This is a genomic window from Alistipes montrealensis, assembly GCF_018362775.1.
In the GTDB taxonomy this organism is placed as follows: Bacteria; Bacteroidota; Bacteroidia; order Bacteroidales; family Rikenellaceae; genus Alistipes; species Alistipes montrealensis.
On sequence record NZ_JAGYXY010000001.1, the window covers coordinates 729,611 to 755,093 of the forward strand.

Annotated in this window: 21 protein-coding genes; 9 read left to right on the top strand and 12 right to left on the bottom strand. The window is 57.5% G+C overall.

Features of this window, described 5'->3' with window-relative positions; translation table 11 throughout:
- Positions 1 to 146 precede the first annotated feature (146 nt).
- A complete protein-coding gene (locus tag KG007_RS02850; protein WP_213347282.1) occupies positions 147 to 707 on the top strand; it encodes a hypothetical protein in 561 nt (186 codons plus the stop codon).
- Positions 708 to 854: 147 nt separating this feature from the next.
- Positions 855 to 1,406, top strand: a complete 552-nt coding sequence (locus tag KG007_RS02855; protein ID WP_213347283.1) for a hypothetical protein — start codon at positions 855 to 857, stop codon at positions 1,404 to 1,406.
- A gap of 67 nt (positions 1,407 to 1,473) precedes the next feature.
- Here the strand turns inward: KG007_RS02855 and KG007_RS02860 are convergent, their stop codons facing one another.
- The 11 genes from KG007_RS02860 to KG007_RS02910 form a co-directional block, all read right to left on the bottom strand.
- Positions 1,474 to 2,616, bottom strand: coding sequence for an iron-containing alcohol dehydrogenase (locus KG007_RS02860; RefSeq protein ID WP_213347284.1), 1,143 nt, complete (start codon positions 2,614 to 2,616; stop codon positions 1,474 to 1,476).
- 392 nt (positions 2,617 to 3,008) lie between these two features.
- Positions 3,009 to 5,039 carry a peptidylprolyl isomerase gene (locus KG007_RS02865; protein WP_213347285.1) on the bottom strand — a complete coding sequence of 677 codons (2,031 nt, stop codon included), beginning with the start codon at positions 5,037 to 5,039 and terminating at the stop codon, positions 3,009 to 3,011.
- Positions 5,040 to 5,232: 193 nt separating this feature from the next.
- Positions 5,233 to 6,495, bottom strand: coding sequence for a hemolysin family protein (locus KG007_RS02870; protein ID WP_195458507.1), 1,263 nt, complete (start codon positions 6,493 to 6,495; stop codon positions 5,233 to 5,235).
- Positions 6,496 to 6,500: 5 nt separating this feature from the next.
- The gene (gene lptC / locus KG007_RS02875) at positions 6,501 to 7,337 is read right to left on the bottom strand and encodes an LPS export ABC transporter periplasmic protein LptC (protein ID WP_317194909.1); all 837 of its coding nucleotides are present in this window, start codon (positions 7,335 to 7,337) and stop codon (positions 6,501 to 6,503) included.
- Positions 7,338 to 7,381: 44 nt separating this feature from the next.
- Positions 7,382 to 8,719 carry a tetratricopeptide repeat protein gene (locus KG007_RS02880; protein ID WP_195458509.1) on the bottom strand — a complete coding sequence of 446 codons (1,338 nt, stop codon included), beginning with the start codon at positions 8,717 to 8,719 and terminating at the stop codon, positions 7,382 to 7,384.
- Positions 8,720 to 8,769: 50 nt separating this feature from the next.
- On the bottom strand, positions 8,770 to 10,152 hold the full coding sequence (locus KG007_RS02885; RefSeq protein ID WP_229095330.1) for an OmpP1/FadL family transporter: 1,383 nt from the start codon (positions 10,150 to 10,152) through the stop codon (positions 8,770 to 8,772).
- The gene (locus KG007_RS02890) at positions 10,127 to 10,867 is read right to left on the bottom strand and encodes a type III pantothenate kinase (RefSeq protein ID WP_213347287.1); all 741 of its coding nucleotides are present in this window, start codon (positions 10,865 to 10,867) and stop codon (positions 10,127 to 10,129) included. Before KG007_RS02890 ends, KG007_RS02885 begins: the two co-directional genes overlap by 26 nt.
- Positions 10,864 to 14,202 carry a transcription-repair coupling factor gene (mfd, locus tag KG007_RS02895; RefSeq protein WP_213347288.1) on the bottom strand — a complete coding sequence of 1,113 codons (3,339 nt, stop codon included), beginning with the start codon at positions 14,200 to 14,202 and terminating at the stop codon, positions 10,864 to 10,866. The genes KG007_RS02890 and mfd overlap by 4 nt, the downstream gene beginning before the upstream one ends.
- A 3-nt stretch (positions 14,203 to 14,205) precedes the next feature.
- On the bottom strand, positions 14,206 to 15,756 hold the full coding sequence (locus KG007_RS02900) for an Rne/Rng family ribonuclease (RefSeq protein ID WP_195458512.1): 1,551 nt from the start codon (positions 15,754 to 15,756) through the stop codon (positions 14,206 to 14,208).
- A gap of 386 nt (positions 15,757 to 16,142) precedes the next feature.
- On the bottom strand, positions 16,143 to 16,415 hold the full coding sequence (locus KG007_RS02905; protein WP_019149670.1) for an HU family DNA-binding protein: 273 nt from the start codon (positions 16,413 to 16,415) through the stop codon (positions 16,143 to 16,145).
- A 260-nt stretch (positions 16,416 to 16,675) separates the two neighbouring features.
- Entirely contained in the window at positions 16,676 to 17,839 is a 1,164-nt protein-coding gene (locus KG007_RS02910) for a DUF418 domain-containing protein (protein WP_394369652.1), read from the bottom strand.
- 127 nt (positions 17,840 to 17,966) lie between these two features.
- Here KG007_RS02910 and porX point away from each other — a divergent pair, with 127 nt between their 5' ends.
- The 6 genes from porX to KG007_RS02940 all read left to right on the top strand — a co-directional run bounded on the left by porX (position 17,967) and on the right by KG007_RS02940 (position 24,134).
- On the top strand, positions 17,967 to 19,517 hold the full coding sequence (gene porX, locus KG007_RS02915) for a T9SS response regulator signal transducer PorX (RefSeq protein ID WP_195458514.1): 1,551 nt from the start codon (positions 17,967 to 17,969) through the stop codon (positions 19,515 to 19,517).
- Positions 19,518 to 19,934, top strand: coding sequence for a tRNA (adenosine(37)-N6)-threonylcarbamoyltransferase complex ATPase subunit type 1 TsaE (gene tsaE, locus KG007_RS02920; RefSeq protein ID WP_195458515.1), 417 nt, complete (start codon positions 19,518 to 19,520; stop codon positions 19,932 to 19,934).
- An 11-nt stretch (positions 19,935 to 19,945) separates the two neighbouring features.
- On the top strand, positions 19,946 to 20,836 hold the full coding sequence (locus tag KG007_RS02925; RefSeq protein WP_213347290.1) for a beta-1,6-N-acetylglucosaminyltransferase: 891 nt from the start codon (positions 19,946 to 19,948) through the stop codon (positions 20,834 to 20,836).
- A gap of 217 nt (positions 20,837 to 21,053) precedes the next feature.
- Complete coding sequence (locus KG007_RS02930) at positions 21,054 to 21,950, top strand: transglutaminase domain-containing protein (protein WP_213347291.1); 897 nt, start codon at positions 21,054 to 21,056, stop codon at positions 21,948 to 21,950.
- A gap of 14 nt (positions 21,951 to 21,964) precedes the next feature.
- Complete coding sequence (locus tag KG007_RS02935; protein WP_213347292.1) at positions 21,965 to 22,381, top strand: SRPBCC domain-containing protein; 417 nt, start codon at positions 21,965 to 21,967, stop codon at positions 22,379 to 22,381.
- Positions 22,382 to 22,541: 160 nt separating this feature from the next.
- Positions 22,542 to 24,134, top strand: coding sequence for a MutS-related protein (locus KG007_RS02940; RefSeq protein ID WP_213347293.1), 1,593 nt, complete (start codon positions 22,542 to 22,544; stop codon positions 24,132 to 24,134).
- Positions 24,135 to 24,199: 65 nt separating this feature from the next.
- Here KG007_RS02940 and KG007_RS02945 read toward each other — a convergent pair whose 3' ends face one another.
- On the bottom strand, positions 24,200 to 24,511 hold the full coding sequence (locus KG007_RS02945; protein ID WP_213347294.1) for a hypothetical protein: 312 nt from the start codon (positions 24,509 to 24,511) through the stop codon (positions 24,200 to 24,202).
- 205 nt (positions 24,512 to 24,716) lie between these two features.
- On the opposite strand from KG007_RS02945, the gene KG007_RS02950 reads away from it, so the two are divergent.
- On the top strand, positions 24,717 to 25,421 hold the full coding sequence (locus KG007_RS02950) for a LytTR family DNA-binding domain-containing protein (RefSeq protein ID WP_195458521.1): 705 nt from the start codon (positions 24,717 to 24,719) through the stop codon (positions 25,419 to 25,421).
- The last annotated feature ends 62 nt before the right edge of the window (positions 25,422 to 25,483 follow it).

A 25,483-nucleotide genomic window follows, 5' to 3' on the forward strand; every position in this document is an offset into this window, starting at 1 on the left:
ACTGAGAAAACTCCCGAAATCCTCCCGGCTGAAAAACCGGGAGGATTTTTTTTGCATGTTCGGTTCGGAAAATTGTCGAAAAAGTTGTCACAAAAGCTGGTAATTTCTATATTTGTGCGACTAAACGCCTTTTTACAATTCTGATTATGAAGAAACTTTTCTGTACAGCCCTTTTCGGGCTGCTTCTTGGCAGCGCCTTCGCGCAAACGCCCGCAATCGCCGAACCCGATTTCATCGGGGAGGTCGTCACCATCCTGCCCGACGGCAGCAGTTCCAAACTCGAAAAGGAGACCGTCCTGCTGCGAACCCGCGCAAACGCCAGCGCCCAGATTTTCGGCATCGGCAAGGCCAAGACGAAACTCATCATCGACACGCCCGAAGCTGCCGTCCGCCTCAAAGGCGATAACGAGATCCGGTTCATCGTCAAGGCCGTGGACAATGCCACCGACCCGATCTCGATCATCAATGTCTTCCGGTTCGAGACCAGCAAGAAGAAACGCCTTGCCGAATTGTCTTCGGTCAGTTCCTTCGGCAGCGTGAAATCCAATAAATTGGAGCGTCTCCGCTTCTCGGCCGAGAAATACGGCGAGAAGTCCTATCTGCTCACCCTGATCGACAAACCCGCCGGAGAATTCGGCATCACGGTCAGCAACCCGAACAGCCTCGACGAAAAAGGGACCATCGTCTCGACCTTCGCCATCGAATAAACGCCCGTCCGCAGCACAACGGAGAACCCCGCGCCTTCCGGTGCGGGGTTTTTCGTGCGAAGCGATCGAATTTTCCGGATATTTTCCCGCCTTAAATTTGCGCGGAGAGACGATTTGTCCTATCTTGTGACGTCAATTTACCCCGCTATGAAAAAGTTTTTATTGCTGTTTGCCGCCTGCTGCGCCGCGACCGTCGTTTTTGCACAGGCTCCGGAATTTCCCGAGCCCGAATTTGTCGGTCAGGCCCTGGCCATCCGCCCCGGCGACAAGACCGAACAACTCGTCCAGGAGAGCCTGACACCCCGCCACCGTTCATCCACCGGCCAAAAATTATTCGGCATCGGAAAGGACCATATCGACGAAATGACCCTGAAGGGTCCCCGGGCCTTTGTCCGGTTCAAAAAAGACGACGGCATCGCATTTATCATCCGCGTTCCGGACAACCAGATCGACCCGATGTCGGTAATCAGCGTCTTCCGGTTCAAGGTCAAAAAGAAAATGCGGATCGCCGAATACGCGTCGGTCGGAACCTTCGGCGACCAACAGAGCAACACGCTGGAGCGGCAGCCCTTCACATCGCGCCGCTTCGGGGGCAGTTCCTACCTCATCATCCTCAAAGATGTACAGGCAGGCGAATACGGCATTACGGTTGATGCGCTCGGCAGTCTGAACGTCTCGACATTCGGTGTCGACGAATAAAACACAATTACGAAAAAGCCCGCGTCCTGTTATACAGGACGCGGGCTTTTTCGTTGAATGGCTCCGATCAGAGGCAGGCTTCCAGAATCCGGCGGGCCATGGCTCCGTCGACATTCTGCGCCTCGCCGAACTTGTCGCCCGCAGCATTGAAGCGGCGTTCGACCTCGGCAATCGTCTGCTCGCCGATCCCCTCTTCCGAAAGGCGCGTCGAGAGGCCCAGCGAACGGAAGAACGCTTCGTTGGCCGCAATCGTGCGGTCGATGCGCTCCTCGTCCGATCCCTCGGTGATGCCCCAGATGCGTTCGCCGTATTGCAGCAGTTTGCCGCGTTTCTGCTCACGCAGCACCCGCAGGGTCCCGTTGATAACGATAGCCAGCGTCGCGCCGTGTGTAAGCCCGTGCAGCGCCGTCAGTTCGTGGCCGATCATATGCGTCGCCCAATCCTGCGTCACTCCCATGCGGATCATGTCGTTCAAGGCCAACGTCGCCGAAAGCATGTATTCCGACATTACGTCGTAATCGCGCTCGTCGGCCAGCGCCTTGGGAGTGATCTCGACCACTGTATGCAGGATGCCTTCGGCCCAGCGGTCCATCAGGCGCGACTGATCGGGCGTAGTCATATACTGCTCCAGCACGTGCACGAAAGTATCTGCAAGTCCGCAGGCTACCTGACGCTTCGGCAGCGAATAGAGCGTCTCGGGATCTAGAATCGAAAAGACCGGGTAATCGCCGTAGAAAGCGTATTTTTCCTTGGTTTCGTAGCGTGAAATAACTGCTCCGGAATTCATCTCGGAGCCCGTAGCCGCCATGGTGAGGACCGTAGCCAGCGGCACGGTCTTTTCGGCCTGCCCCTTGAGCACGATATCCCACGCATCGCCGTCGTAGAGAAGTCCCGCAGCGATGAGTTTCGTACCGTCGATAACCGATCCGCCGCCGATCGCCAGCAGGAAATCGACCTTCTGTTCCTTACCCAGTGCAATGGCTTCGCGCAGGGTCTCGACGGAAGGATTCGCCTCGATACCCCAGAACTCGACGAAGTCTCGGCCTTCGAGCGCGGCAACGACCTGGTCGTAGACACCGTTGCGCTTGACGCTGCCGCCGCCGAAAGTCAGCATGATGCGCTTTCCGGCGGGAATAAGTTTCGGCAGACGGGCAATCTGGCCCTTGCCAAAAACCAGTTTGGTAGGATTGTGATAGATGAAGTTATTCATGGCGAATATGTTTAAGTGATACAAAGCAGTGTGCATGCCGGACGCAAACCGGATTTACCGGAGTTTCATCCGTCCAAGCCGAAATATACCTTCGACAAAGATACGAAAAAGCCGGACAGATACAAGGCCGGATTGCATGCGGCCCGGCAAAATCCTCCGACCAAAAAGCGTTGTCACGACACCAAAGATAGCAAAAAGAACGCCGGAACGGAAGAAATCATCCGACATTTGCCAGCGATGCCTCCGAGAGTTCGATCTAACGCTCTTACGGCCAACGTTTCCCAAATCATCACCTTCTATACACAAATAAGGTTGTAACTTAAAAAGTTACAACCTTATTTAAGATGAGTATTCCATCGGGTATGCGGCAGGTACACCGCAATCACTCCAAATTAAAAGTACTTGCCGCGCAGGTCCTGAATTTTTGCCATCTGCTGGATCGCCGGAATAGCGAACTGCTGGGCTACGCCCTCAGCCATAGCCTGAGCACGAACCTTCTCGCCTTCGGCGGTCTGCTTGTCATCGGCCGTGATATCCTCGACTTCGAAGACATAGACACCCGAAAGGCCCTTCACGGGAGCAGACAGCGCACCCTTCTCAGCCGATGCGATAGCGCCGACCAAACGGGGCTCCATGCCTACGCCGTTCACGTAGAACGATCCGAAGGTCACATCCGAAAAGTCTTCCACCTCCGAACCGAGGCTTGCGGCCTGCTCGGCGAGGGTCGAACCCGAAAGGTTCTTGACGATATAGTCGTATTTTTTGTCACGGAGCAACTGCGCACGGATCTGGGCCGCAACCTTATCTACCGGAGCATATTCGTTGTCGTCGATCTCAGTCAGCGTAGCGATCACGTAGTCCTTGCCTACATTGAAAATCGCCGAAAGGTCGCCTTTCTTCGCGCCATGCGCCCAGCGGGCTACCTCACGCGAATCCTCCAGACCGCGGATCGTACGGTCGCTCTGGGCGATCGAAGCGATGCGGGGAGTCACGGCAGCCGTCGAAGCGGCATCCGCAAACGCGCTGGGTGCACCTTTGGCGTTGACCATGAAGGAACCGGCCTGGTTGTGCACGTCGCGGCGCGTAGCGGCCGAAGCCTCCACGGGATAGGTGATCGTAGCCACCTGCACATGCTTCGAAGGCTTGTCGGCGCGGTATACCTGCATCAGCTGAATAGCGTCGCCGGAAGCAATCTTCACGATATCGCCCTGCTTGGCATTGGCAAGGGCTGCGGCAAACTCGCCCGAGAAGGCCGAGAAAGGCAGCACGCCCACTTCACCGCCATTGGCAGCCGTCGCATCGTAAACCGAATACCGGGCAGCAGTCTGTGCGAAATCAGCACCGTTTTTCAGCACCGTCAGCAGGCTGTCGGCAAGCGCTTCCTGCGTATAGGGCAACACGATGTGGCGCACGCCTACCGAGTCGGGAACCATCTTCGTATCGAGTACGCGGGCCATCGTCCATTCGTTGTTCTTCAGCACGGGACCGTACATCTCACCGTTCATCAGCGCCTTGGCCTCCTCGTCGGAAAGCTGGGCCGCCGTAACATAACCTTCGGCGATCTTGCCGTTGCGATTACCGCGAACGAAGGTTTTCACCTCCTCGGCGGCGGCAAACTCCCGGCCTACCTCCATGACGTTCTTCTCGAGCGCCAGCATATCGTCTTCCGTAGGAGCTACCTCGAATACAACGTATGAAATCGTACGCGACGGGGTCTGCTTGAACTGGTTCTTATGGCTGTTGTAATAAGCCTTCACGTCGCTCGACGAAACGTTGACCAGCGAGTCGGGAACAGCCGAGAACTTCTTGCCGGCCCATTTGCCCGAAAAAGTCTTGTTGGCAGCGTCGACACCGCGGGCAACCTCCAGCGAATTGACGTAAACACCACCCTTCACCAAGCCGAAGTATTTCTGCACCTCACGCTCCAGACGGGCCTGCTCGTTGAGCTGCGCCCATGCACTGGCAGCCTCCCGGTTGGTCTCGGCCTGCGCGAGGAACTGGCTGATGGCAGCCACGTTGTACTCACCCGTACGCGGATCGGCAAAAGCGTTGTAGAAAGCCTGCGAAGGTTGCTGACCGCTGACCATCGCCAGGCGCTCGGGCTCCGTAACGCGGAGACCCATCGCATCGAAACCGGGCGTAAGCACATGCTTGGCGATCAGCGACTGCCACGCGGCATTGGCCAGCATAGCCGACTGCTGTTCGTCGCTCTCCTGCACGTTGTTCTGCGACTTGATCTGCTCGTACTGCTCGTAGTACTCCGAATAGTTGATCTTCTCGCCGTCGATCACACCGACACGCGGGTCGTTACCCGAGAAACCCATTTCGGTCTTCAGAGAGAGGATGAATGCCAAGAGGGCCAGTGCGATAATGATAGAAAGCACGATGCCGAACTTGGTTCGTAAAGTGTTTAAACTTGCCATATAAATTGTTAATTATTCGTATTGTTTCGAATTATCAGCCAAAGGTAGTAAAATTAATTGTAAAACGAACAGAATAAAAGTAAAAATATACGTACGACGTGCAGCCGCGATTACAAGCCCGAGCCGCCCCAAACCGCCGTTCAGGCGGGGACTCGCCGAAGAAGCCCGGCAACGCGGCGGAAAGCGGCTGCCGCTACAATTTTTTCACCCGCGCCAGTTCGATGCGCGAACGCGTCGTGCGAAGAATCCGCAGTTGCAGGCCGCCGATGAAAACCGTCTCCCCGGCGGTGGGAATACCTTCGTAATTATAGATGATGAAGCCGGCGAGCGTATCGTATTCCTTGCTCTCTTCGATACCCAAGCTGTACTTCTCGTTCAGGTATTTCACCTCCAGGCGGCACGAGAGAACATACTCGTCGGGGCCGACCTGCTTTTCGGTGAGGTCCGGGATGTCGTGCTCGTCCTCGATTTCGCCGAAAATCTGCTCCAGCACGTCTTCGAGGGAGATGACGCCCGCCGTACCGCCGAACTCGTCGATCACGACCGCGATATTCGAGCGGTGCTTGATGAAATTCTCCAGCATCAGTTGCAGAGGCATGGTCTCGGGGACGAAATTGACCTCCATCATCACGTCGGCGATCTGCCGGGGCCGTGTAAAGAGACTTTTCGAATTGACGTAACCGACGATGTTGTCGATCGACTTACGCCAGACGAAGATGCGCGAATACTTCGAATCGACGAAGCGCGCCGTGAGTTGCTCGATCGAGGTGTCGTCAATGTCCACGGCCTCGACATCCACACGCGGAACCATGCAGTCCCGCACGCGCAGGTCGGCGAAATCCAGCGCATTCTGAAAAAGTTTCAGCTCGTTGTCCGGCTCGGAATGCTGCTCCGAATTGTTCGAGTCGAGCAGCGCCGCAAGGTCCTCGCGGTCGAAACTCGGCGTGATGTTCTTCTCCTCGACACGACGGCCCAGAAGGCGCAGGATGCCGTGGGAAAGCAGCGTCGTGAAACGCGCTACCGGGTAGAGGACGATGTAGAAAAAGTAGATTACCGGCGCCAGTGCACGGTAGTAGAAATTGGGGTTGTTTTTGAAGATCGACTTGGGCAGGAACTCGGCGCAGAAAATGATGATGATGGTCGAGATGGCGGTATCCACGGCGACCGAACCACTCCGGGCGAGTTGTTCCCACCCCAGCGAAGCGTAGATTCCGCGCAGGAGCATCGACATCGACAACGAGTAGACGACCAGTGCGATGTTGTTGCCGACGAGGATCGTGGTGATATACTGCCCCGGATGGCGGGCGAAAACCTCGGCGATCTGGTCGAACATGCGGTTTTGCTTGCGGTCGATCTCCAACTTGAGGCGGTTCTTGCTCGTGAAGGCAATCTCCATCCCCGAAAAAAAGGCCGACAACAGCAGCATTACGACGATCAGGATGACGGTAGTAAGCATCGCGTTCAGTTTTTGGATTTTCCGGACTGCGGTTCGGCGGAAGCCTTCACATCGTGCGAAGCCGGACGGGCCTCCGCCTGGAAGTCGTCCATCTTTCGCAACGACTTGACCGGAGCCGGAGCATCCGCCCTTTCAGCCCGCTTTTCGGCCATCCCGTCAGGAACATCCCGGGCAGGAACGGTCTCAGGCGATACCGAAGGAGCCTTCGCGGGCTCAGGTTTTACATCCGCAGGGCGGGATTCGGCCGGCGGACGCACGGCCGTGGAATCGGAAGCCGTGGAATCGGCGTTCTGCTTCATCTCGACTTCCATGCGGCCCTTCATGCGGCGGAAGCGCCAGTCCTTGAACTCTTCGTCCGATTCGAAACCTTCGCCGATGAAGACATCGCGGCCGTTGTTCTGCACGATCTTCGAATCGACGTTCGAATAGATTTTCTTGGTCCGCGCATTCCAGAACAGTTGCTGGGTGTAAAGGGTCTTACCGTCGGATTTTTCGACGACAACGTTGCCTTTGGCCTCCCACAATTCGCGATTCTCGTAGTAAATGGCGTAGTTGGCTGTCAGCACAGCGTCGACAGTCGTCAGCGAGTCGTTTTGGTAGGTGGTGATTTTCACCCCCTTGCGGAACTCACGGTAAGGCTCGCGGCCCAGTGAATATCCTTCGAGCAACGGCGTCACGAAATGGTAAGACCGGCGGCCGTTCTGCGACATCACGACCGAAAGGTCCTCGCTGTATTCGGTCATCAGGGCCTCGTCGGAGCCCGACGTATGGCCCGCATCCTTGCCCGCACATGAGAATAGCAAGATAGCACTCCCCGTCATGGAGAGTGCTACCCTGATCATTCTTATCATGCGTTTTCCCATCGAAAAACCCTATCGGAAGCGATTTAGCGGGGACGAACGGTAGTCGAGATACCGGCAGCGAGTCCACAGGTCACCGTGTAACGCGCACCCTCCTGCAGCTCGTTGAAGAAGCAGTCCTCCGAGCTGGGGAAAGCCGAACGGAACTTGCCGAGAGCGCTCTTGGCATGCTCCATATACTCCGAATCGCTCGGCAGCAGCTCGACGGCTTTGGCCATCGTATCGTATGCGGCCCAGTAGGTAGCCAGACCGGCAAAACCGCTGCACGAACCGGCCGACGATGCGTAGCACTGCGCCAGGATGAAGTAAGGAACACCGTCCTCGGGATTGAGGTCGCGGGCCTGGCGTGCAGCATTGGCAGAACCCGGGAGGTCATTGGACACAAGGCCGACCAGTGCGATGCGCACGAGCAGTTTCTGACGCTCGGCGGGGTCCGTCTCGACGGCCAGCGCTTCGTTCAGGTAAGTCTTGGCCTTCACATAGTCCTTCTTGTTCTGGAAAGCCTGGGCCAGGAACATCGCCGTCTCCGACGACGGTTTCACCTGGTAGTATTTCTCAGCGAGCGAAAAGTAGAAATCACCGTCGCACTTGGCACGCGACATCAGGGCCACGGCCTGCGAAAGCAGCGCCTCGTCGTCAGGAGCAGCAGCCAGCTTGCCGCGGAAAAGTTTCTCCAGGTTCTCGCAGCTTGCGGCGCCGCTCAATCCGAATGCAGCGTCGAACTGGCTCTTATACTCGGCGGCAGCGGGATTTTTCTCGAAGAACGGCGTCAGGCGATCGTACTCGGCGATGATCTCGTCGGGCATCACCTCGTCGGTATTTTTGTAGTCGTCGCAAAGATTCGAGAAATAAGCCACGACAGTCTCGGGATCGGTGTTGTCGCCACCGGCTTCGATAGCCGCGCGGAACGCCTCACGGATGCCTTTACGGTCGCTGGGCTTATACATCAGGTACTCGCGGGCCTTGCGGTCGAGGATATACGGCGTGCCGTACTTTTCATGATCGCCGAAATACTGGTTGCGAAGATCGTAAACGATCATCAGCGAGTCGGTGTACATGTTCTTCTCGTCGATGCTCTTGGCGCGGGCGATCTTGTTCTTGTAAAGCGTGATACCGCGCACGAAAGTGTTCTGCGAGGCCTTCGGGCACTTGTCGAGCAGCTCTTTGAGGTAATGTGCGGCGGCATTGTAATCCTTGTTGTCGAGCGACTCCTTGAGGAAATTGCTGTTCAGGATATTCTGCTCCCGCTCCTGAGGAGTATCACCCCAGACCGCGTACTTCGGATCACTGAAATCTTGCTGTGCCATCGCCGCGACTGCAAAAAGCGCACACGCAGCAGAAAGCAGGAATTTAACGTTTTTCATCGGTCAGATCAATTTTTGTGTTGTCTATCTTAAGTGTTTTGCCTGTCTCATCAATCGAACTTGGAGCGCATGAACCAATATTCGCCGTTCTCCAACTGCCCTGCAAAGAGCGTAAAGCCGACCGCAAATTTGAAATACTGCTGCCGGACCAGTCCCACACGTTCGGCGACGTTATAGCCGCGGCGTCCGTATTCGATACCGATATCGATCGCCGAAAAGGCTCCGCGCCTCACGGGAATACCGATACCCGCCGTCACGGCATACTGCGCAAGCTTATCGCCGTTGAAGGTCTGGTTATAGGTCCCGTAGCGGAAACCCGCACGGTAGGACCAGCGCTTCAGGAAGTGGCGCGCATCGTAACGGTTCGGGGTGTATTCCACGCCCATCTTGATCGTACTCGTATTGGTATACGCCACTTTGTAAGCCGTCGTGTTCTCCCCGCTGCCGCTGGTTCCCGTCATCTCGTAGCCCGAGTTGCGGCCGCCCCAGTTCTGGTAGGCGTAATCCACACCGAGGGCCCACCGGCCCGTCTGGTAGAAGACACCCACAGCCAACTGCGTAGGAAGTACCAGTTTCAGGTGCGTCGTATCGCCCTTGACGATCGTATTGTAGAGGTCCCCGATGTAGAGGCTTTTGGTCACCTCCGGATTCAGGTCGCCGCCGAAATCATACGTCGCACCGACGGTCAGGATGCGCTTTTGATTCCAAATCGCATTCCACTGCACGCCGAGTTGCCCCTTGATGCTCGAAATACTGTAATTGTCCTGTCCCACCGTCGAGGTGAAGGTTCCTTCGCCGGTAATTGCAGTCGGGGTCATCACGAACGTACGGTCGATGTCGCCCCAGTAGTACTGCGCGGCGATACCCACCGAGAAATTCTTGAACGGCTCCCAGCCCAGGCCGACCTTGACCTCCGTTACGTCGCCCTCGCCCTGGTAGTTGTACTGAATGTTACCCACCTCGGAGTAAACCGGGTCGTTGGGGTCGAACGGGTGGTAATACTTGGTCCGGTAACCCACCGAACTGTAAGGCGTGAGACTGAAACCGAGTCCCAGCCGCTTTGCCACGGGCATCTGGAACGCGATGTCGTGGAAGTTGAACGTATTGTAAGCCGTTCGTTTCCCGACGCCTTCGACCGTCTGCGCATTGTAGTAGTTCTGCCCCTCCAATCCGAAGTTGAAGAGGAAACTCTTTTGCGGAGCGGCGCTGTAAGCCGCAGGGTTGAGCAGGTTGATCGTGCTCACCGAACGCATAGCTACACCCACGCCGCCCATCGAGCGCATCTGCAGCGTACCGGGGGTGTTCTGTTCGCCGATGCCGTACATCGTATAGGGCGAGAATGCGTTAATACTGCTTGTCTGGGCCGAAACGGCAAAAGGAAACATCGCTGCAGCCGCGACAACCAGCTTAATTAAGGTGTTCTTCACTTGCATTGTACTCTAAAATTCGATCCAATCCGCAAAAGACCAGATTACAATTTGCAAATATCGTATTTTTAATTCTTTTCACAAAGTATTTCGCGTCTCCTCCGGTAAAAATAACACACAAATCGTCGATTTTCGCCTCCATGCGGGCCATATAGCCCTCGATTTCGAAGGCCAGCGAGTTCATTACCCCCAGGCGGATGGCCTCTTCGGTGGTGAGTCCCTGCAATTCGTCGCTTTCGGTCGGCCCGCACAACGGCAGCTTGGCCGTATAGTCGTGCAAGGCCCGGAAACGGGTTTTCATCCCCGGCGAGATGCACCCGCCGCGGAAGGTATTGTCGGCCGTTACCAGATCGATCGTGACCGCCGTACCGAAATCGACGATCAGCACGTTACGCCCCGGATAGAGCACCGTAGCGCCCACGGCGGCGGCCAGCCGGTCACGCCCCAGCGTTTCGGGCGTAAGGTAGGCATTGCCGATCGGCACGGGGGTCTGCGAGGTGAATTCCAGCACGTAATCGGCGCGCGAACGGACCATCTCCGTCACGTCGTCCGCTTCGCCGCGCGTCGAGGCGACAACGGCTTTCGCGGCCCTGCGGCCCTCCAGCAATTCGTCGAGCATCGACGGATGCAACCGCTCCACGCAGCGCTGGGCAACAATCTTCCCGCCGTCGGAAACGGCCAGTTTGACAAGGGTATTGCCTATGTCTACGATCAGATTCAAAGTTGCTGCAGCGTTTTATATGCGTCTTCCACGTCTTTGACATTCCTAACGGTCATCGCCAAACTATTATTGTGCTGTTTCAGCACAAATCTGTCAGGGTGTTTCGTAACCCGCTGCAACAACGTCATAAAGGCCTCGCTCTTGTAAAACGGCGAATTTTCCTCACCCACGAAATGCACGATCATCAGGCCGTTTTTGACCTTCACGCGCTCCATGCCCAGGCGGATAGCCTCCCACCTGAGGCGCACGACGTTCAACAGTTCCTTCGCGGCACGCGGCAAGGGACCGAAACGGTCTGCAAGACGGCTCTCAAAGGCCTGCAAAGCCTCCTCGTCTTTCGTGGAATCGAGTTCGCGGTAGAGTTTCAGACGCTCGGCCTGCTGGGCCACATAGGCGTCCGGCAGCGCCGCCTCGACCTCGATGTCGATATGCGCGTCGTCGATGAAACGCATCTGCTCCACGACCTCCTGTTCATCGTCGCTCAGACCCGGAACATGCAGGCCCTCGGCACGCAGTTCGGCGACGGCCTCGTTCATGATCTTCTGGTAGGTCTCGAACCCGATGTCGGCGATGAATCCGCTCTGCTCGGCCCCCAGCAGGTTGCCTGCGCCGCGGATGTCCAGATCCTGCATGGCGATGTTGAAACCGGAACCCAGGTCGGAGAACTCCTCGATGGCCCGCAGTCGCCTCCGCGCATCGGACGACAGCATCTCCTCGGGCGGCGAGAGCAGGTAGCAGTAAGCTTTCTGGTTCGAACGCCCCACGCGGCCGCGCAACTGGTGCAGATCGCTCAGACCGAAATTCTGCGCATTGTCGACAATGATCGTATTGGCATTGGGGATGTCGATGCCGTTCTCGACGATGGTCGTCGACACCAGCACATCGAACTCCCCGTAGATGAAGTCCATGATGAGTTTTTCCAACTGCTCGGCGGGCATCTTGCCGTGCCCCACGGCCACACGGGCCTTCGGACAGAGGCGCGTGATCAGCCCCTGCAACGTCACGAGGTCTTCGACACGGTTATGGACGAAATAGACCTGTCCGCCCCGCGCGAGTTCCGCCTCGATGGCGTCGCGGATAATCTCCTCCGAGAAGGCGTGCGACTCGGTGAGGATCGGCTGACGGTTGGGCGGCGGCGTAGATATGACGGATAAATCACGGGAACCCATCAGCGAGAATTGCAGCGTACGCGGGATCGGCGTGGCGGTCAGCGTCAGCGTATCGACCGAGACGCTCATCTGCGTGAGTTTCTCCTTGGCCGCAACGCCGAACTTCTGCTCTTCGTCGATGATAAGCAACCCCAGGTCGCGGAAAACGATCTGCTTGCCCAGCATCTTGTGCGTGCCGATCAGGATGTCGATCCGGCCCGAAGCCAGCTCCTCGCGGATACGGTTGACCTCTTTGGCCGATTTCGTCCGGTTGATATACTCTACCCGTACCGGGAAATCGCGCAGGCGCTCGGTAAAAGAGCGGTAATGCTGCAACGCGAGGATCGTCGTCGGAACCAGCACGGCGACCTGCTTGCCGTCGACGGCGGCCTTGAACGCCGCACGGATCGCCACCTCGGTTTTTCCGAAGCCCACGTCGCCGCACACCAGCCGGTCCATCGGCTGGTCCGACTCCATGTCCTTCTTGACGGCCGCCGTGGCAGACTGCTGGTCGGGGGTATCCTCCCAGCGGAACGAAGCCTCCAGTTCGTGCTGCAAATAGCTGTCGTGCGAGAAAGCGAACCCTTTCGAGGCTTTGCGCTTGGCATAGAGGGCGATCAGCTCGCGCGAAATATCCTTAACGGCCTTCTTGGTTGCATTCTTGAGTTTCTGCCAGGCCCCGTTGCCCAGTTTATAGACCTTCGGCGGTTCGCCGTCGCCCGATTTGTAGCGCGAAATGCGGTGAAGCGAGTGGACGTTGACAAACAGCACGTCGCCGTCCTTGTAAACCAGTTTGATCGCCTCCTGCATCCGGCCGTCGCCCGCGGCGATCTTCACCAGTCCGTCGAAGCGGCCCACGCCGTGGTCGATGTGGACCACGTAGTCGCCCGGACGCAACTGGTTGAGTTCGGCGACGGTCATCTGCTCGTCGCGCCGGATTTCGCCGTTGATGCGGTAACGCTGGTAACGGTCGAAAATCTGGTGGTCGGTGTAAAGGCACAGTTTCAGGTCGTTATCCACGAATCCCTCGTGCAGGGTCGTCGACAGCGACCGCACGACGGCCTGCCCGCGACCGATCTGGTGGAAGATATTTTCGAGACGCTCGACCTGCGCCTTGTTCTCCGAAAGTATATAGGTATCGTAGCCGCGCAGCGCATTGCGGATCATATCGTCGGCCAGCATCTCGAAATTCTTGTTAAATTTCGGCTGGGGCGCTGTCGAGAACTTTACATTCACCTCCGCAGGCCGCTCCGGAAGGTTGTCGCGCAGGGTGAAAATCCGACTTTCGGACAGGTCGGTCAACAACGAGTTGCGGCTCGTGAGCAGCGAGTCGATCTCCTCGGGATGCTCCATGTCCGAGAGCGTCTTGCGGCGGATATCGTTGACCCTGCGCAGGACGAAATCGGCATCGTAAAACCAATAGGAAGCATCCGCCCCCGCAAACCGGGCGAAGGAGACCTTCGCCGAAGCGGGAATTCCGGCGTTCAGGTCGGGAATGATCTCGACCCGGTCGAGTTTATCCGACGAAAGCTGGCTCGAAATGTTGAACCGGCGGATCGAGTCGACCTCGTCGCCGAAGAAATCGAGTCGGTAGGGCTTGCTCTCCGAGAAGGAAAAGACATCGACGATACCGCCGCGCACCGAGTACTGACCGGGCTCGTAGACGAAATCGACGCGCGTGAAAGCCGCATCGACGAGCGCCTGTTCGAGCACTTCGATCGAGATTTTATCGCCGATCTTTACGGCGATCGTCTCCCGCCGCAGGGCTTCGGCGTCGGCGACCCGTTCGGCCAGCGCCTCCGGACAGGTGCAGACCACCAGGTAGCCCTTCCCGGAAAACCCACGCACGGCCTGCATCGTCGCCGTACGCTGCACGACGCCCTGCGCGTCCTCGGCTCCGTAAGCCGCCGAACGTTTATAGGAGGACGGAAAAAAGTAAACCTGCTTCTCATCCAGCAGGTTATAGAAATCGTTGAGCAAATAGGCTGCGGCATCGCGGTCCTCGGCAACGAAAACGTGCACGCCCCCGGATTCCGCTACGGCAGCCGCGGCATAAAACGAAAGAGCACCGCCGACCAACTCTTCGAGGTGGACGGTAGCACTCCTGTTTTTGTATTCGCGGCACAGTTTGCCGAGGGCTTTCGACCCGGCAGCGAACTGCGCCAGTTGCTCACGGGCTGTTGCCATAGCTTATTTCTGAATCAGGTCGTTATCCTTCTTATCGTGGTAATGCACCTCTACGATGCCGACACTCTGATCCTCGCTGATCTGCAGACGCACCTTGTATTTCCACTCCCAACGGCGGCGCAGCGACCAGAAACCCTTTCGGAGGAACGCCGCCACATAAGGACTGACGACCAGTTTGATAAACTTATGTCCGCGATCCTGCGTAAGGAACGAAATCTGGTTCTCGATCTTCTTATCCAGCAGCACCGTAGGTTCGATCTTACCCGTACCGTTACACGTCGGGCAAACGTCCGAAACACTCTCGACGGCCACGGGACGCACCCGCTGGCGGGTAATCTGCATCAGGCCGAACTTCGTGAGCGGCAGCACCGTGTGCTTGGCCTTGTCGTCGGCCATCAGCTTCACCATTTCGTCGAACAGCGCCTGCTTGTTCTGCGCCTTGTGCAGGTCGATGAAGTCGATGATGACGATACCGCCCAAATCGCGCAGGCGCAACTGGCGGGCGATCTCCTTCGCCGCGGCGAGGTTCACATCCATGGCAGTCTGCTCCTGGTTGTCCTCGGCCTTGGTACGGTTGCCCGAGTTCACGTCGATGACGTTCATGGCCTCCGTGTGTTCGATGATCAGGTAGGCGCCGCGCTTGAGCGACACATACTTGGCGAACAGCGACTTGATCTGCTTCGAAATATCGAAATTATCGAAAATGGGCACGTTGCCCCTGTACAACTTGACGATCTTCTCCTTCTCGGGGTCGATCTGGCGGATGTAACTGCGAATCTCCTCGTACATCGCCTCGTCGTCGACGGCAATCTGTGAGAAAGAACCGTTCAGCGAGTCGCGGATGATCGTATTGGCACGGTTCATTTCGCTCATCAACTGCGCCGGGGCCGCGCTTTTCTTGATCGCCGCGCAGGTTTTGCGCCAACGGTCGATCTGGGTCTGAATGTCGTGTTCGATATCCTCGTCCTTGGCCTCCATAGCCGCCGTACGGATAATGACGCCGAAATTCTTGGGCAGCACCGCCGCAGCGATACGTTTCAGGCGCTTCTTCTCGTCCGTCGAGCGGATTTTCTGCGAAAGGAAAACCTTCGAGGTGAAGGGAACCAGCACGACATTGCGGCCGGCCAGCGAAATGTCGGCCGTCAGGCGCGGTCCCTTGGTCGAGATGGCCTCTTTGGCCACCTGAACCATGATCTGCTGCCCAACCTGGAGGTATTCGCCGATCTTCCCCGTCTTCTCGACGGCGGCTTCGAGCTTCATGCTCTCGACCCTCAGGCCCCGTTTTCCGGGCTGCTGCGAGGCGACGAGTTTCTGCAACGAAGGAAACTGCGGCCCCAGGTCGAGGTAGTGGATAAAGGCATCTTTTTCGTGCCCTATGTTGACGAACGCCGCGTTCAGGCCCGGCATGATCTTACGAACCTTCCCGAGGTAGATATCCCCTACGGCGAATCCCGTCTGGCACTGCTCCTTGTTGAGCTCGACGAGCACCTTATCCTCGCACATGGCGATGGATATTTCGGTCGGGTTTACATTTACAATTAATTCTTTGTTCATCTATCGTGTGTCGCGCACCGGGGAGCCGGGCACGGTATGCTGAAATTAGTACTGAGCCGCATTTTGCTGTGAAGTGGCGGCGAACTCCAAAGGGAAAATGGATGCCGGGGAAGGCCGGCTGAACGCAGGGAATCCGGCGTCCGGAAAACCTGCGAAAAGGGCGGAAAATCCGCCTGAAAAATCGGAAACCCGAAAACAGGTAAAGCTAAAAGAACCCCTGGGCCCCTTTAGCTTTATCTATCGTTAGCACGAAGGTGCTACCCTACTTTTTCTTATGGCGGTTCTTACGAAGACGTTTTTTCCGCTTGTGGGTAGCCATCTTGTGACGCTTATGCTTCTTTCCGTTTGGCATAGTCCTTAAATTTTAGAGGTTCTTGATTTATCCGTTATTTCACCTTCGCCGCGAAGCTCTTGGCGGGCTTGAAAGCGGGGATGTTGTGCTCGGGAATGGTAATCGTCGTGTTCTTCGAGATGTTGCGGGCAACCTTCTTGGCACGCTTCTTCACGATGAAGCTGCCGAAGCCACGGAGATACACGTTGTTCTTCTGGGTGAGCGACGTCTTGATGCTGTCCATGAAAGCCTCGACGATAGCCTGCACCTGCACCTTCTCAACGCCGGTGCTCTTAGCGATTTCGCTTACGATATCTGCCTTTGTCATGTTTATATTGTATTTAAAATTAAGTTCATCCAAATGATTCGGACTGCAAATATACGCTTTATTTACATATCCGCCAACAATCGGCTATTTTTTTTCATTTTTTTCCGGCAACCGTGTAGTTTGCAGGTTCACAATGTGATAACAAACATCGGGCAAAACCCGGGCCAAAATTAAAATATTCTATATCAGTTGTTTATTCGGGAGAGCAAAACGCCTGCCAAAACCGTGTCCGGCAATATGACCGCAGGACGGATAAATATCTAATTCGAGCCAAGCCACGTCAGGCGATGCCAGAGGCTTTCCAGCGGCCCCTGCCGGTGGTTGCGCAGCCACCGGCGGCAAAAAGCCACCTGCAAAACGAAGACCGCAAGGCCGACGAGCAGGCTCAGCGTATATCCGCACCGGGAAGCGAGGCCCAAGCCGAACGGGAAGAAGATCAAAGCCCCGGCGACGGACTGTACGATATAATTCGTAAGACTCATGCGCCCGTAAAAACGCAGGCTGTCGGTCGCCCGGCGGAAACGGGCCGTCCGGTAGAGCAGCACGAACGAAGCCACGAGCACGGCCGTAAAGGCGAACTTCTGCCACATGTCCAGCACCGTCGCAGCCATACGGGCCGCCGTTGCTTCGCCGAAAATCCCGTGCAGGGCCTGGAGCGGCACGAAGGCAACGGCCCCGACGATCAGCGTCCGCACCCAGAAGCGCACATTCGCCGCCGAATCGAGGAACAGCCCCCGGCGACCGAGCAGCAATCCCAGCAGGAAAAGGCCCGCCGTCTGGCTGTACCGTCCGGCATTCACAGCCCACAGCAGGCTGGCTTTCTGCCCGAGGGTGACATTTCCGGCAACAAACTGCCAGAAACTACCGTCCTTCGTATAGGCCGCAACCTCGCCGTACATGGCCCCGACGCCCAAATCGGGCGGGGCGAAACCCGTGTCAACCAACGCGCGGAAGCAGTTGTACCATTCGACGGGCTGCAACAGGAACAACAGCGCCAGGATCAGCACGGTCCGGTCATTCAAACGCCGGACAACGAAAAGCACGACCCCGACGATGCTGAACAGCAGCAGCACGTCCCCGGCGGGAAAGAAGGCGGCATTGAGCGTGGCAAAACCCGCCAGCAGCAATAACCGCCAGAGGAACCTCCATCCGAAGTCCTCCCCGCGGCTCCGCCGGGCGGCGTATTGCAGGTGGAAAGTGAAACCGAAAAGCAATGCGAAGATCGCATAGGCCTTGCCCGCGAAAAGGGCGAATACGACGGCGAAAACGCCGTCGTCGAGGGCGGCGAGCCAGGCGGGAGACGAAGCCGGATAAACCGGAAAGATAAAGTGTTCGAGGCTGTGTACCAGCAGGATCGCCATCACGGCAAAGCCGCGCAGGGCATCCACCGCGTCGATACGGGACTTTTCTGTTTTAAGCACGATTGTCGTCATTTTGTCATTTATCGGAGTAAAGATAGTATTTAATCGGCGGCCGGGCCAATAAACCGTGCGGTTTTTGCGTTTGATAATAAAATCACTAATTTTGTAAACTCTAAATCCGAATAACGGTATGGTCAAAATACTCTGGGTCGACGACGAAGTCGAACTGCTCAAACCCCACGTGCTGTTCCTGCAGCAGAAGGGGTACGAAGTGGACACCTGCAACAATGGATACGACGCGATCGACATGGCCTCCGAAGGAGCCTACGATTTGATCATCCTCGACGAAATGATGCCCGGCATGACGGGGCTCGAAACCCTTCCCAAGATCAAGGAGGTGCGTCCGACAACGCCCGTGATCATGGTCACCAAGAGCGAAGAGGAGAACATCATGGACAAGGCCGTGGGATCGAAAATCGCCGACTACCTCATCAAACCCGTCAATCCCAACCAGGTGCTGCTTTCGATCAAGAAGAACGTACACCAGCAGCAGCTCGTGACCGAGCAGACGACGGCCGACTACCGTTCAGAGTTCGGACGCATCTCGTCCTCGCTGCAAATGGCCGATACGTTCCAGGACTGGTGTGCGCTCTACCGCAAACTCACCACCTGGGAGGTCGAACTGTCGGAATCCACCGACCAGAGCATCCAGGAGGTGCTGACCTACCAGAAAAGCGAAGCCAACCAGGAATTCTGCAAATTCGTACGCCGCAATTACTACAACTGGATCAACAAGCGCTCCGACGACACCCCCGTGATGTCGCACACGCTCATGCGCACCAACATTTTCCCCGTTGCCGACGAAAACGAGAAAACCACGCTGCTGCTGATCGACAACTTCCGCTACGACCAGTGGCGGTCGATCTCGTCGCTGCTGAGGGGTTACTACGACGTGGCACTGGACGATTTCTACTGCGCCATCCTGCCCACGGCCACGCAGTATGCCCGCAACGCCGTCTTCGCAGGACTGATGCCGCTCGCGATCGACAAACTGATGCCCAACAAATGGCTCAACGACAACGAGGAGGGCGGCAAAAACCAGTACGAAGAGGAATTCCTCAAGCGACTGATGGCCCAGAACGGCAAAAACTGGAAGTTCTCGTTCGACAAACTGGTGCGCGCCGAGCAGGGCCGCAAGCTGGTCGACAATATACAAAAGGTCTACGACGCCGATTTCTCGGTCATCGTCTACAACTTCCTCGACATCCTCTCACACGCACGTACCGAAACCGATGTCATCCGCGAACTCACCGAGGACGATGCGGCGTTCCGCTCGCTGACGCGCTCGTGGTTCGAACACTCGGACCTCTTCACCATCCTCAAGCTGCTGTCCGAGCGGGGGCACACCGTCGTCATCACTTCGGACCACGGCACGATCCGCGTGGACAACCCGGTGAAGGTTACCGGCGACCGCGAGACCTCGGCCAATCTGCGCTACAAGACGGGCCGCAACCTGGCCTACAACTCCCGCGAAGTCTACGAAATCCTGAAACCCGAGGACGTGCAACTGCCGTCGAGCAACCTCACGTCGAGTTACATCTTCGCCTACAACACCGATTTCCTGGTCTACAACAACGATGCGAACCGCCACATCCGCTACTACCGCAACACGTTCCAGCACGGCGGCATTTCGATGGAGGAGATGATCGTACCGTATATCGTTTTAAAGCCTAAGCAATAAATGAAAACCATTCACATCACCTCGCAGGACGAGCTCCCGCAGGTCGCCGGGGCGATCATCCGGTCATTGGGCCGCCGTACGGTGGTCGCCTTACGCGGCGAGATGGGCGCCGGAAAAACCACGCTCATCCGCGAAATCGCAGCCCAGCTCGGGGCCACGGACACCGTAACCAGCCCCACTTTCGCCATCGTCAACCAGTACAAGGGCGAAGGCAACCGGCGTATCCACCACTTCGATTTCTACCGCATCAACGACCTGCGCGAAGCCTTCGACTTCGGCTACGAGGAGTATTTCTACTCCGGAGACCTATGCCTGGTGGAGTGGCCCGAAAAGATCGAGCAACTGCTTCCGGACAACGTGATGACGGTGCGCATCACCGTCGACAGCGACACGGCCCGGACTTTCGAGATCGACTAAACGCCTCTCCGATGAGCGAATTCCGCATCGCGTTCTGCATCATCTGCCACAAGTACACGCCGGTTTTGCAGGAACTCATCGACAGGCTGTCGGTCCCGGGCAACGGGATTTTCGTACATGTGGACCGCAAAGCCCGGATGAAGGATTTCGCCGCCCTGAGCGGCAAAGTCCGCTTCGTAATGCCCCGCATCGACATCCGCTGGGGCGACTACGGCCAGATATGCTGCATGCGGCGGCTCTACGAAGCGACCCGCAGCGGCGACTACCGCTATATCGTCCTGCTGTCGGGCGACACCCTGCCGCTGTATGATATGACGTATATCCGGGAATTCCTGGCCGCAAGCTACGCCCGAAACACGGAGTTCGTGGCCATGCAACCCGACCTGAACCTCGAAGAGTTCTACGGGAAGGTCCGCACGGCGCACTACGTTCCCGTCCTGCGCTGGGGCGGAAAACGGAGCCTGCGCGAAAAACTCAGGATCAAATACGCCAAGCATTTCCGCCCGGCGCGCAACCCGCTCTTCGGAAAGGTCCCGCCCCTGGAAAAAGGGTGTAACTGGATCACGATCACCGACCGCCTGCGCGACTACGCGCTCGAATACGCCCGGACACATCCCGATTACAACCGGTTCTTCCGCTACACGTCGTGCGGCGACGAAATCTATTTCCATACGATCCTGGGCAGTTCGCCGCTGGCCGGGAACAACACCCGCCAGTCGCTGATGTTCGCCGACTGGAACGTACCCATCGGCCCGAAAGTCCTCGACAATACGGACATCGACCGATTGGCCGCACTGCACATAACACCGGGGGGGGGAAGGACGCAGCCCTACCTCTTCGCGCGCAAAATCGCCGACGACATCGACCTCGTCAGATTCCGGAAAGCAGTCCTCGGCGAATGAGTACCCGCCGGTGAAAACACACCTGCATGACGGCCCGAATCGGGCCGTCATGTTCATTTTGCACAGACGAGGAAGGCCCAGATGTTGTCCGCATCGGAAAAAACACTATCTTTGCCGAACATAAAACCCGCTCAGACAGGCAGCATCCCGGCAAAACAAACTGCGTCCGGTTCTGCACCCGGCCTGCGCTATCTCTGCGGCAACCGGATTCCCAGCCATGAAAAAAACAGTCAAAATCGCAGGCATCGTCCTGTTTTCACTCATCGGATTGCTCGTAATTCTCTTTCTGCTGGCCCGTTTCGCCTTCCGCGAAAAAGCCGTCGATTACCTGACCGGCCTGCAAAAACAACAGCGCACGGAGTTACTGCGCAAAGCCGGTCCCTACGCTGCCGAGCCGGACGCCGACTACCGTTTCACGTATATACAAGATACTGTCCGGGCCCGGGAAATCCGCGACTATTTCCGCCTCGACACACTGGTCGACCCGACGGCCACGACCTGGGACAACACCCTCGCGCTGGCAACCTTCGTCGCCGAAAATATCCCTCACGCCAACCAAGAAATCTACCCCGAGGTATGCAACGCCACCCGTTTGTGGGAGTATACCCGCACGGTGGAACCGGCCTTCAACTGCCGCCTGCACTCGATCCTGCTCCACGAACTCCTGCTCGCTTCAGGTATCACGAACCGCTTCGTCACCTGCCTTCCGGCCGATTCGCTCGACTCGGACTGCCATGTGGTGAACATCGCCTGGCTGCCCGAGCGGCAGAAATGGGCCATGATCGACTCCGACATGCAGTCCTACGTCACCTCGCCCGAGGGTGAAGTGCTCTCGCTCGAAGAGATGCGGCAGCGCACCATCGACGAAAAACCGATGGTCGTCCACCGGCTCCTCGGGACCCGCGACGCTGAAAACTACCTCTCTTACTGGGCCAAGAACCTCTACTGGTTCGTCTGCTGGGAAGAGACCGGATACGATAAGGAGGTCGAATACGAAGGCCGCGCCATCAAACTGCTGCCCGCGGGATTCGACGGATTCAAGAGTGCCGATGCCGTCCGGACCTCCGACGCAGCCCGTTTCTGGGCCGCGCCCGACACCGATACTACATTATAACTCATAACGTCACCATGCAGGAATACACTTCGCAACAACACCAGATTCTACGTCCCGCCGAGCAGATTTACGCCGTCATCAGCCGCTTCGACAACCTCACGCCGGCCGTTGCCGAGCGCGTCGAGGAGTGGCAGGCCACCGAAGACACCTGTTCGTTCAAAGCCAAAGGCTTCACCGTCCGCCTCCGCATGGAGGAACGCGTCGAGCCGCGCCATGTCAAGATCGTGGGCGACGACGGAGGAGTACCCGTGGACTTCGCCTTCTGGATTCAACTCCACAAGGTTTCGGATACCGACACCCGCATGCGGCTGGTGCTGCATATCGAGTTGAACATGATGATGAAAATGATGATCGGCAGCAAATTGCAAGGCGCCATCGACCAGATTGCCGAGGGCATCGCCAAGGCGATGAACGCCGCTCCGCAGGTTTAGAAGGGCAAATATCCCGGACCAGCCTGTTGTATTCATACAAAACAGAGCGACATTTTCGGCTGAGAATCATCCGCCGCAAGGCCCGCGCCGCAGGTTTTTGCACGGCGTAGCGCGCACCTTGAAATTCACCGCGACAGCGGCCTAAAATAACCGATACGGCATGAAACCGACCGACTACATCGCTTCGCTGCTCAAACCGTCCCGCAGCCCGGAAGAGGAATCTGCGGCATACAACTTCGACCAGGTCAGCAGTTACTTCTACAACAGCCCGACCCGGGACGACGCCTTCCAGACCATCGACGCCGAAACGACCGCGGACCTCGACCTGAACGCCGTGTTCGAGAAAATCGACCGCACGACCTCCAAAGTCGGCCAGCAATATCTCTACGCCCGGCTGCGAACGCTCCGGGGCGAGGAAGATGCACGGGATTTCGACCGCCGGACGGAGATTTTCGAGCAGGACGACGCGTTGACGCAGCGGTGCGAGAAACACCTCTCGCGCCTCTCGAACGAAGACGCCTACGATTTCCAGCGGCTGATTTTCGAGACCCCGGCCAAAGTCCGCCGCATCGGGTTGGTCTACACGCTGACCGCCGTCGCCATAGTCTCGCTGCTGCTCGCTCCCTTCTACCCGCTGCTGTTACTGCTTTTCATCGCGGTTTACGCCGTCAACGTGGTGATTCACTACGGCAACAAAATCAACATCACCCGCTACGCCTTTGCGGTCCGGCAACTCGCCGCCGCCCTGAAAACAGCCCGCTATCTCGCGTCGGAGCAGGTTCCCGGCTCGGACGAGGCCACACAGCCGATCCGCCAGGTCGCCGAAGTCGAACAGCGCAGCCGCATCGTCGGCACACAGGGTGATGGAGGCAACGACTTCGCGGCCATCGTCTGGCTGGTGATAGAACTGGTGAAGATCGCCTTTAACATCGAAGTCATCCTTTTCCACCGCTTCATCGGCAGCATCACGGCCCACCGCGACGCCATCCACGACCTGTTCCGGTTTATCGGCGAGACCGATGCGGCCATTTCAGTCATGCGCCTGCGCCGCGAAGCGCCGACCTGCCGCCCGGCATTCGTCGAAGGCAAATACCTCGAAGCCGTACAGGTCGTTCACCCGCTCATCGCCGACTGCGTGCCCAACACCCTGACGCTCGACGGCACGGGGCTGCTGCTCACCGGGTCGAACATGTCAGGCAAAACCACCTTCGTCCGCACGGTGATGCTCAACGCCCTGCTCGGGGAGACGATCTGCACCTGCTTCGCCGAGGGTTTCACAATCCCTTACATGCGGCTCTACTCCTCGATCCGCATCTCCGATGACATTTCGGAAGGCACGAGTTACTACCTGCAGGAGGTGCTCACCGTCAAGCGCCTGCTCGAAGCCGCGGAGCAACCGGCGCCGTGCCTTTTCGTACTCGACGAACTGTTCAAGGGGACGAACAGCACCGAACGCATCGCGGCCGGCAAAGCCGTACTCGCACACCTCAACCGGGGGCCGCACATCGTACTGGCGGCCACGCACGACATCGAACTGGCGGAACTGCTGCGCGGCGACGGCTACGAGCTGCACCATTTCCGCGAGGAGGTGGCCGACGGGCAACTGGTCTTCGACTACCAACTGCACACCGGGCCGCTCACCACACGCAACGCCATCCGCATCCTGGAGTTGTACGACTACCCGCCCGGACTGATCGCCGAGGCCTACGACACACAGGAAAAACTCCTCGGCAGGAGCAATATGCCTATCTGACAGACAAAGGGTTGCCCCCGCCTCATCCAGGACCTAAGGCGCGCAGAACCCGGTTTCGCCCCGGGTCAGATCCGCGGCTTCTGCAACATGCGGATCACCAGCGAGGCGGCGTAGATCAGCAGCGCGTACATCACTGCAATAAACGACACTTTAAACCCGCCTGCCAGCAGCGACGGAGAGATATCCCCGGCTATCTGGATGACCCCGAAAGCCTGGAACATACCGAGAATCTGGTAGAAAATACCGCTCACCAACGCCAGCAGGCCGAGTTCTTTGACCCATGCCGGGGCTTTCCACGCCGCGAAGAGCATGCAGATCAATTCGACGGTCAGGATCGACATCCCCCATGTTCCGCCCTGAAGAAACAAATCGAACATAACACAAAAGTTTTAAGTCATTGCGGGATTATTCCCGTATTGCAAAGATACGCCGCAAAGCCGCCGTACGGCGAAAAAACAGGCCGTCGAATCCCGCTGTCACCCGGTCGAATCCCTCCGATCGGCCCCGGAAGCATTTTTTACGGGGCCGGGCAATGACACCGAGGGCAGAATTTACCTATATTTGTAGAAACGGATTCTTCGGATGAAACAGTTTCTGCCCATCGCCTGGTGGCTCGCGGCCACACTCGTCATCGCCCTCGTACTCACCGGGCTGGGGTATCTTTTCGCCGATGCCCTGCTGCTCGGCGTATTGTTCCTGCCCGGCATGCTCGCGGCCCGCTACTTCGTGCCGCAACTGTCGTTCGAAAAACGCGGACAGGGAATCCTCAACGCCGTCTACCTCGCACTGGCGATCCTCGGCATCGAATACCTCTCGCTCATACTGGGCCATGCGCTGGTGCTCGGGGCCGGCGAGGGCGAAATGCCGGGGCTGCTGCTTAACCCGCCCTTTATCCTGCTGATACTGACAGCATTCATCGCCCCGGAAATGGTTCTCGAAAACTACCTCGAACGCTGTCAGCCTTACGCCCCTTCGATCAGTTTCGTCTCCGACCGCCGGAAAATCACACTCGACCCTGCCGAAATCCTTTACATCGAATCAAACGACGACGAGGTATGGATTCATACCGCCACCGGCGACGCCTACCGGACCAAAACCCGTATTTCGCAATGGGAAGCGCAGCTGGACAGCCGCTTCCTGCGCATCCACCGCTCTTTTATCGTCAACACGGCGCGCCTCGGCAACTGCCGCCCGGCACACGTGGAGATCGGCGGGACGACGATCGAAATCTCGCGCAAATACCGGGAAGCCGTACGCCGCCGGCTCAAAACCGCCGCGGAGGCGTAGCCCGCAGCACGAAATTTGCCATACGGGAAATATAGCCAACACATGCGGCATTCCGGCCATTG

Excerpts from the sequence above, each read along its gene's own strand:
- KG007_RS02860 (WP_213347284.1), bottom strand. The coding sequence starts at position 2,616 with ATGAATAACTTCATCTATCACAATCCTACCAAACTGGTTTTTGGCAAG.
- KG007_RS02950 (WP_195458521.1), top strand. The coding sequence starts at position 24,717 with ATGAAACAGTTTCTGCCCATCGCCTGGTGGCTCGCGGCCACACTCGTC.
- porX (WP_195458514.1), top strand. The coding sequence starts at position 17,967 with ATGGTCAAAATACTCTGGGTCGACGACGAAGTCGAACTGCTCAAACCC.
- KG007_RS02925 (WP_213347290.1), top strand. The coding sequence starts at position 19,946 with ATGAGCGAATTCCGCATCGCGTTCTGCATCATCTGCCACAAGTACACG.
- KG007_RS02850 (WP_213347282.1), top strand. The coding sequence starts at position 147 with ATGAAGAAACTTTTCTGTACAGCCCTTTTCGGGCTGCTTCTTGGCAGC.
- mfd (WP_213347288.1), bottom strand. The coding sequence starts at position 14,202 with ATGGCAACAGCCCGTGAGCAACTGGCGCAGTTCGCTGCCGGGTCGAAA.
- KG007_RS02855 (WP_213347283.1), top strand. The coding sequence starts at position 855 with ATGAAAAAGTTTTTATTGCTGTTTGCCGCCTGCTGCGCCGCGACCGTC.
- lptC (WP_317194909.1), bottom strand. The coding sequence starts at position 7,337 with ATGATCAGGGTAGCACTCTCCATGACGGGGAGTGCTATCTTGCTATTC.
- KG007_RS02945 (WP_213347294.1), bottom strand. The coding sequence starts at position 24,511 with ATGTTCGATTTGTTTCTTCAGGGCGGAACATGGGGGATGTCGATCCTG.
- KG007_RS02935 (WP_213347292.1), top strand. The coding sequence starts at position 21,965 with ATGCAGGAATACACTTCGCAACAACACCAGATTCTACGTCCCGCCGAG.
- KG007_RS02865 (WP_213347285.1), bottom strand. The coding sequence starts at position 5,039 with ATGGCAAGTTTAAACACTTTACGAACCAAGTTCGGCATCGTGCTTTCT.
- tsaE (WP_195458515.1), top strand. The coding sequence starts at position 19,518 with ATGAAAACCATTCACATCACCTCGCAGGACGAGCTCCCGCAGGTCGCC.
- KG007_RS02870 (WP_195458507.1), bottom strand. The coding sequence starts at position 6,495 with ATGCTTACTACCGTCATCCTGATCGTCGTAATGCTGCTGTTGTCGGCC.
- KG007_RS02905 (WP_019149670.1), bottom strand. The coding sequence starts at position 16,415 with ATGACAAAGGCAGATATCGTAAGCGAAATCGCTAAGAGCACCGGCGTT.
- KG007_RS02885 (WP_229095330.1), bottom strand. The coding sequence starts at position 10,152 with ATGCAAGTGAAGAACACCTTAATTAAGCTGGTTGTCGCGGCTGCAGCG.
- KG007_RS02880 (WP_195458509.1), bottom strand. The coding sequence starts at position 8,719 with ATGAAAAACGTTAAATTCCTGCTTTCTGCTGCGTGTGCGCTTTTTGCA.
- KG007_RS02900 (WP_195458512.1), bottom strand. The coding sequence starts at position 15,756 with ATGAACAAAGAATTAATTGTAAATGTAAACCCGACCGAAATATCCATC.
- KG007_RS02940 (WP_213347293.1), top strand. The coding sequence starts at position 22,542 with ATGAAACCGACCGACTACATCGCTTCGCTGCTCAAACCGTCCCGCAGC.
- KG007_RS02930 (WP_213347291.1), top strand. The coding sequence starts at position 21,054 with ATGAAAAAAACAGTCAAAATCGCAGGCATCGTCCTGTTTTCACTCATC.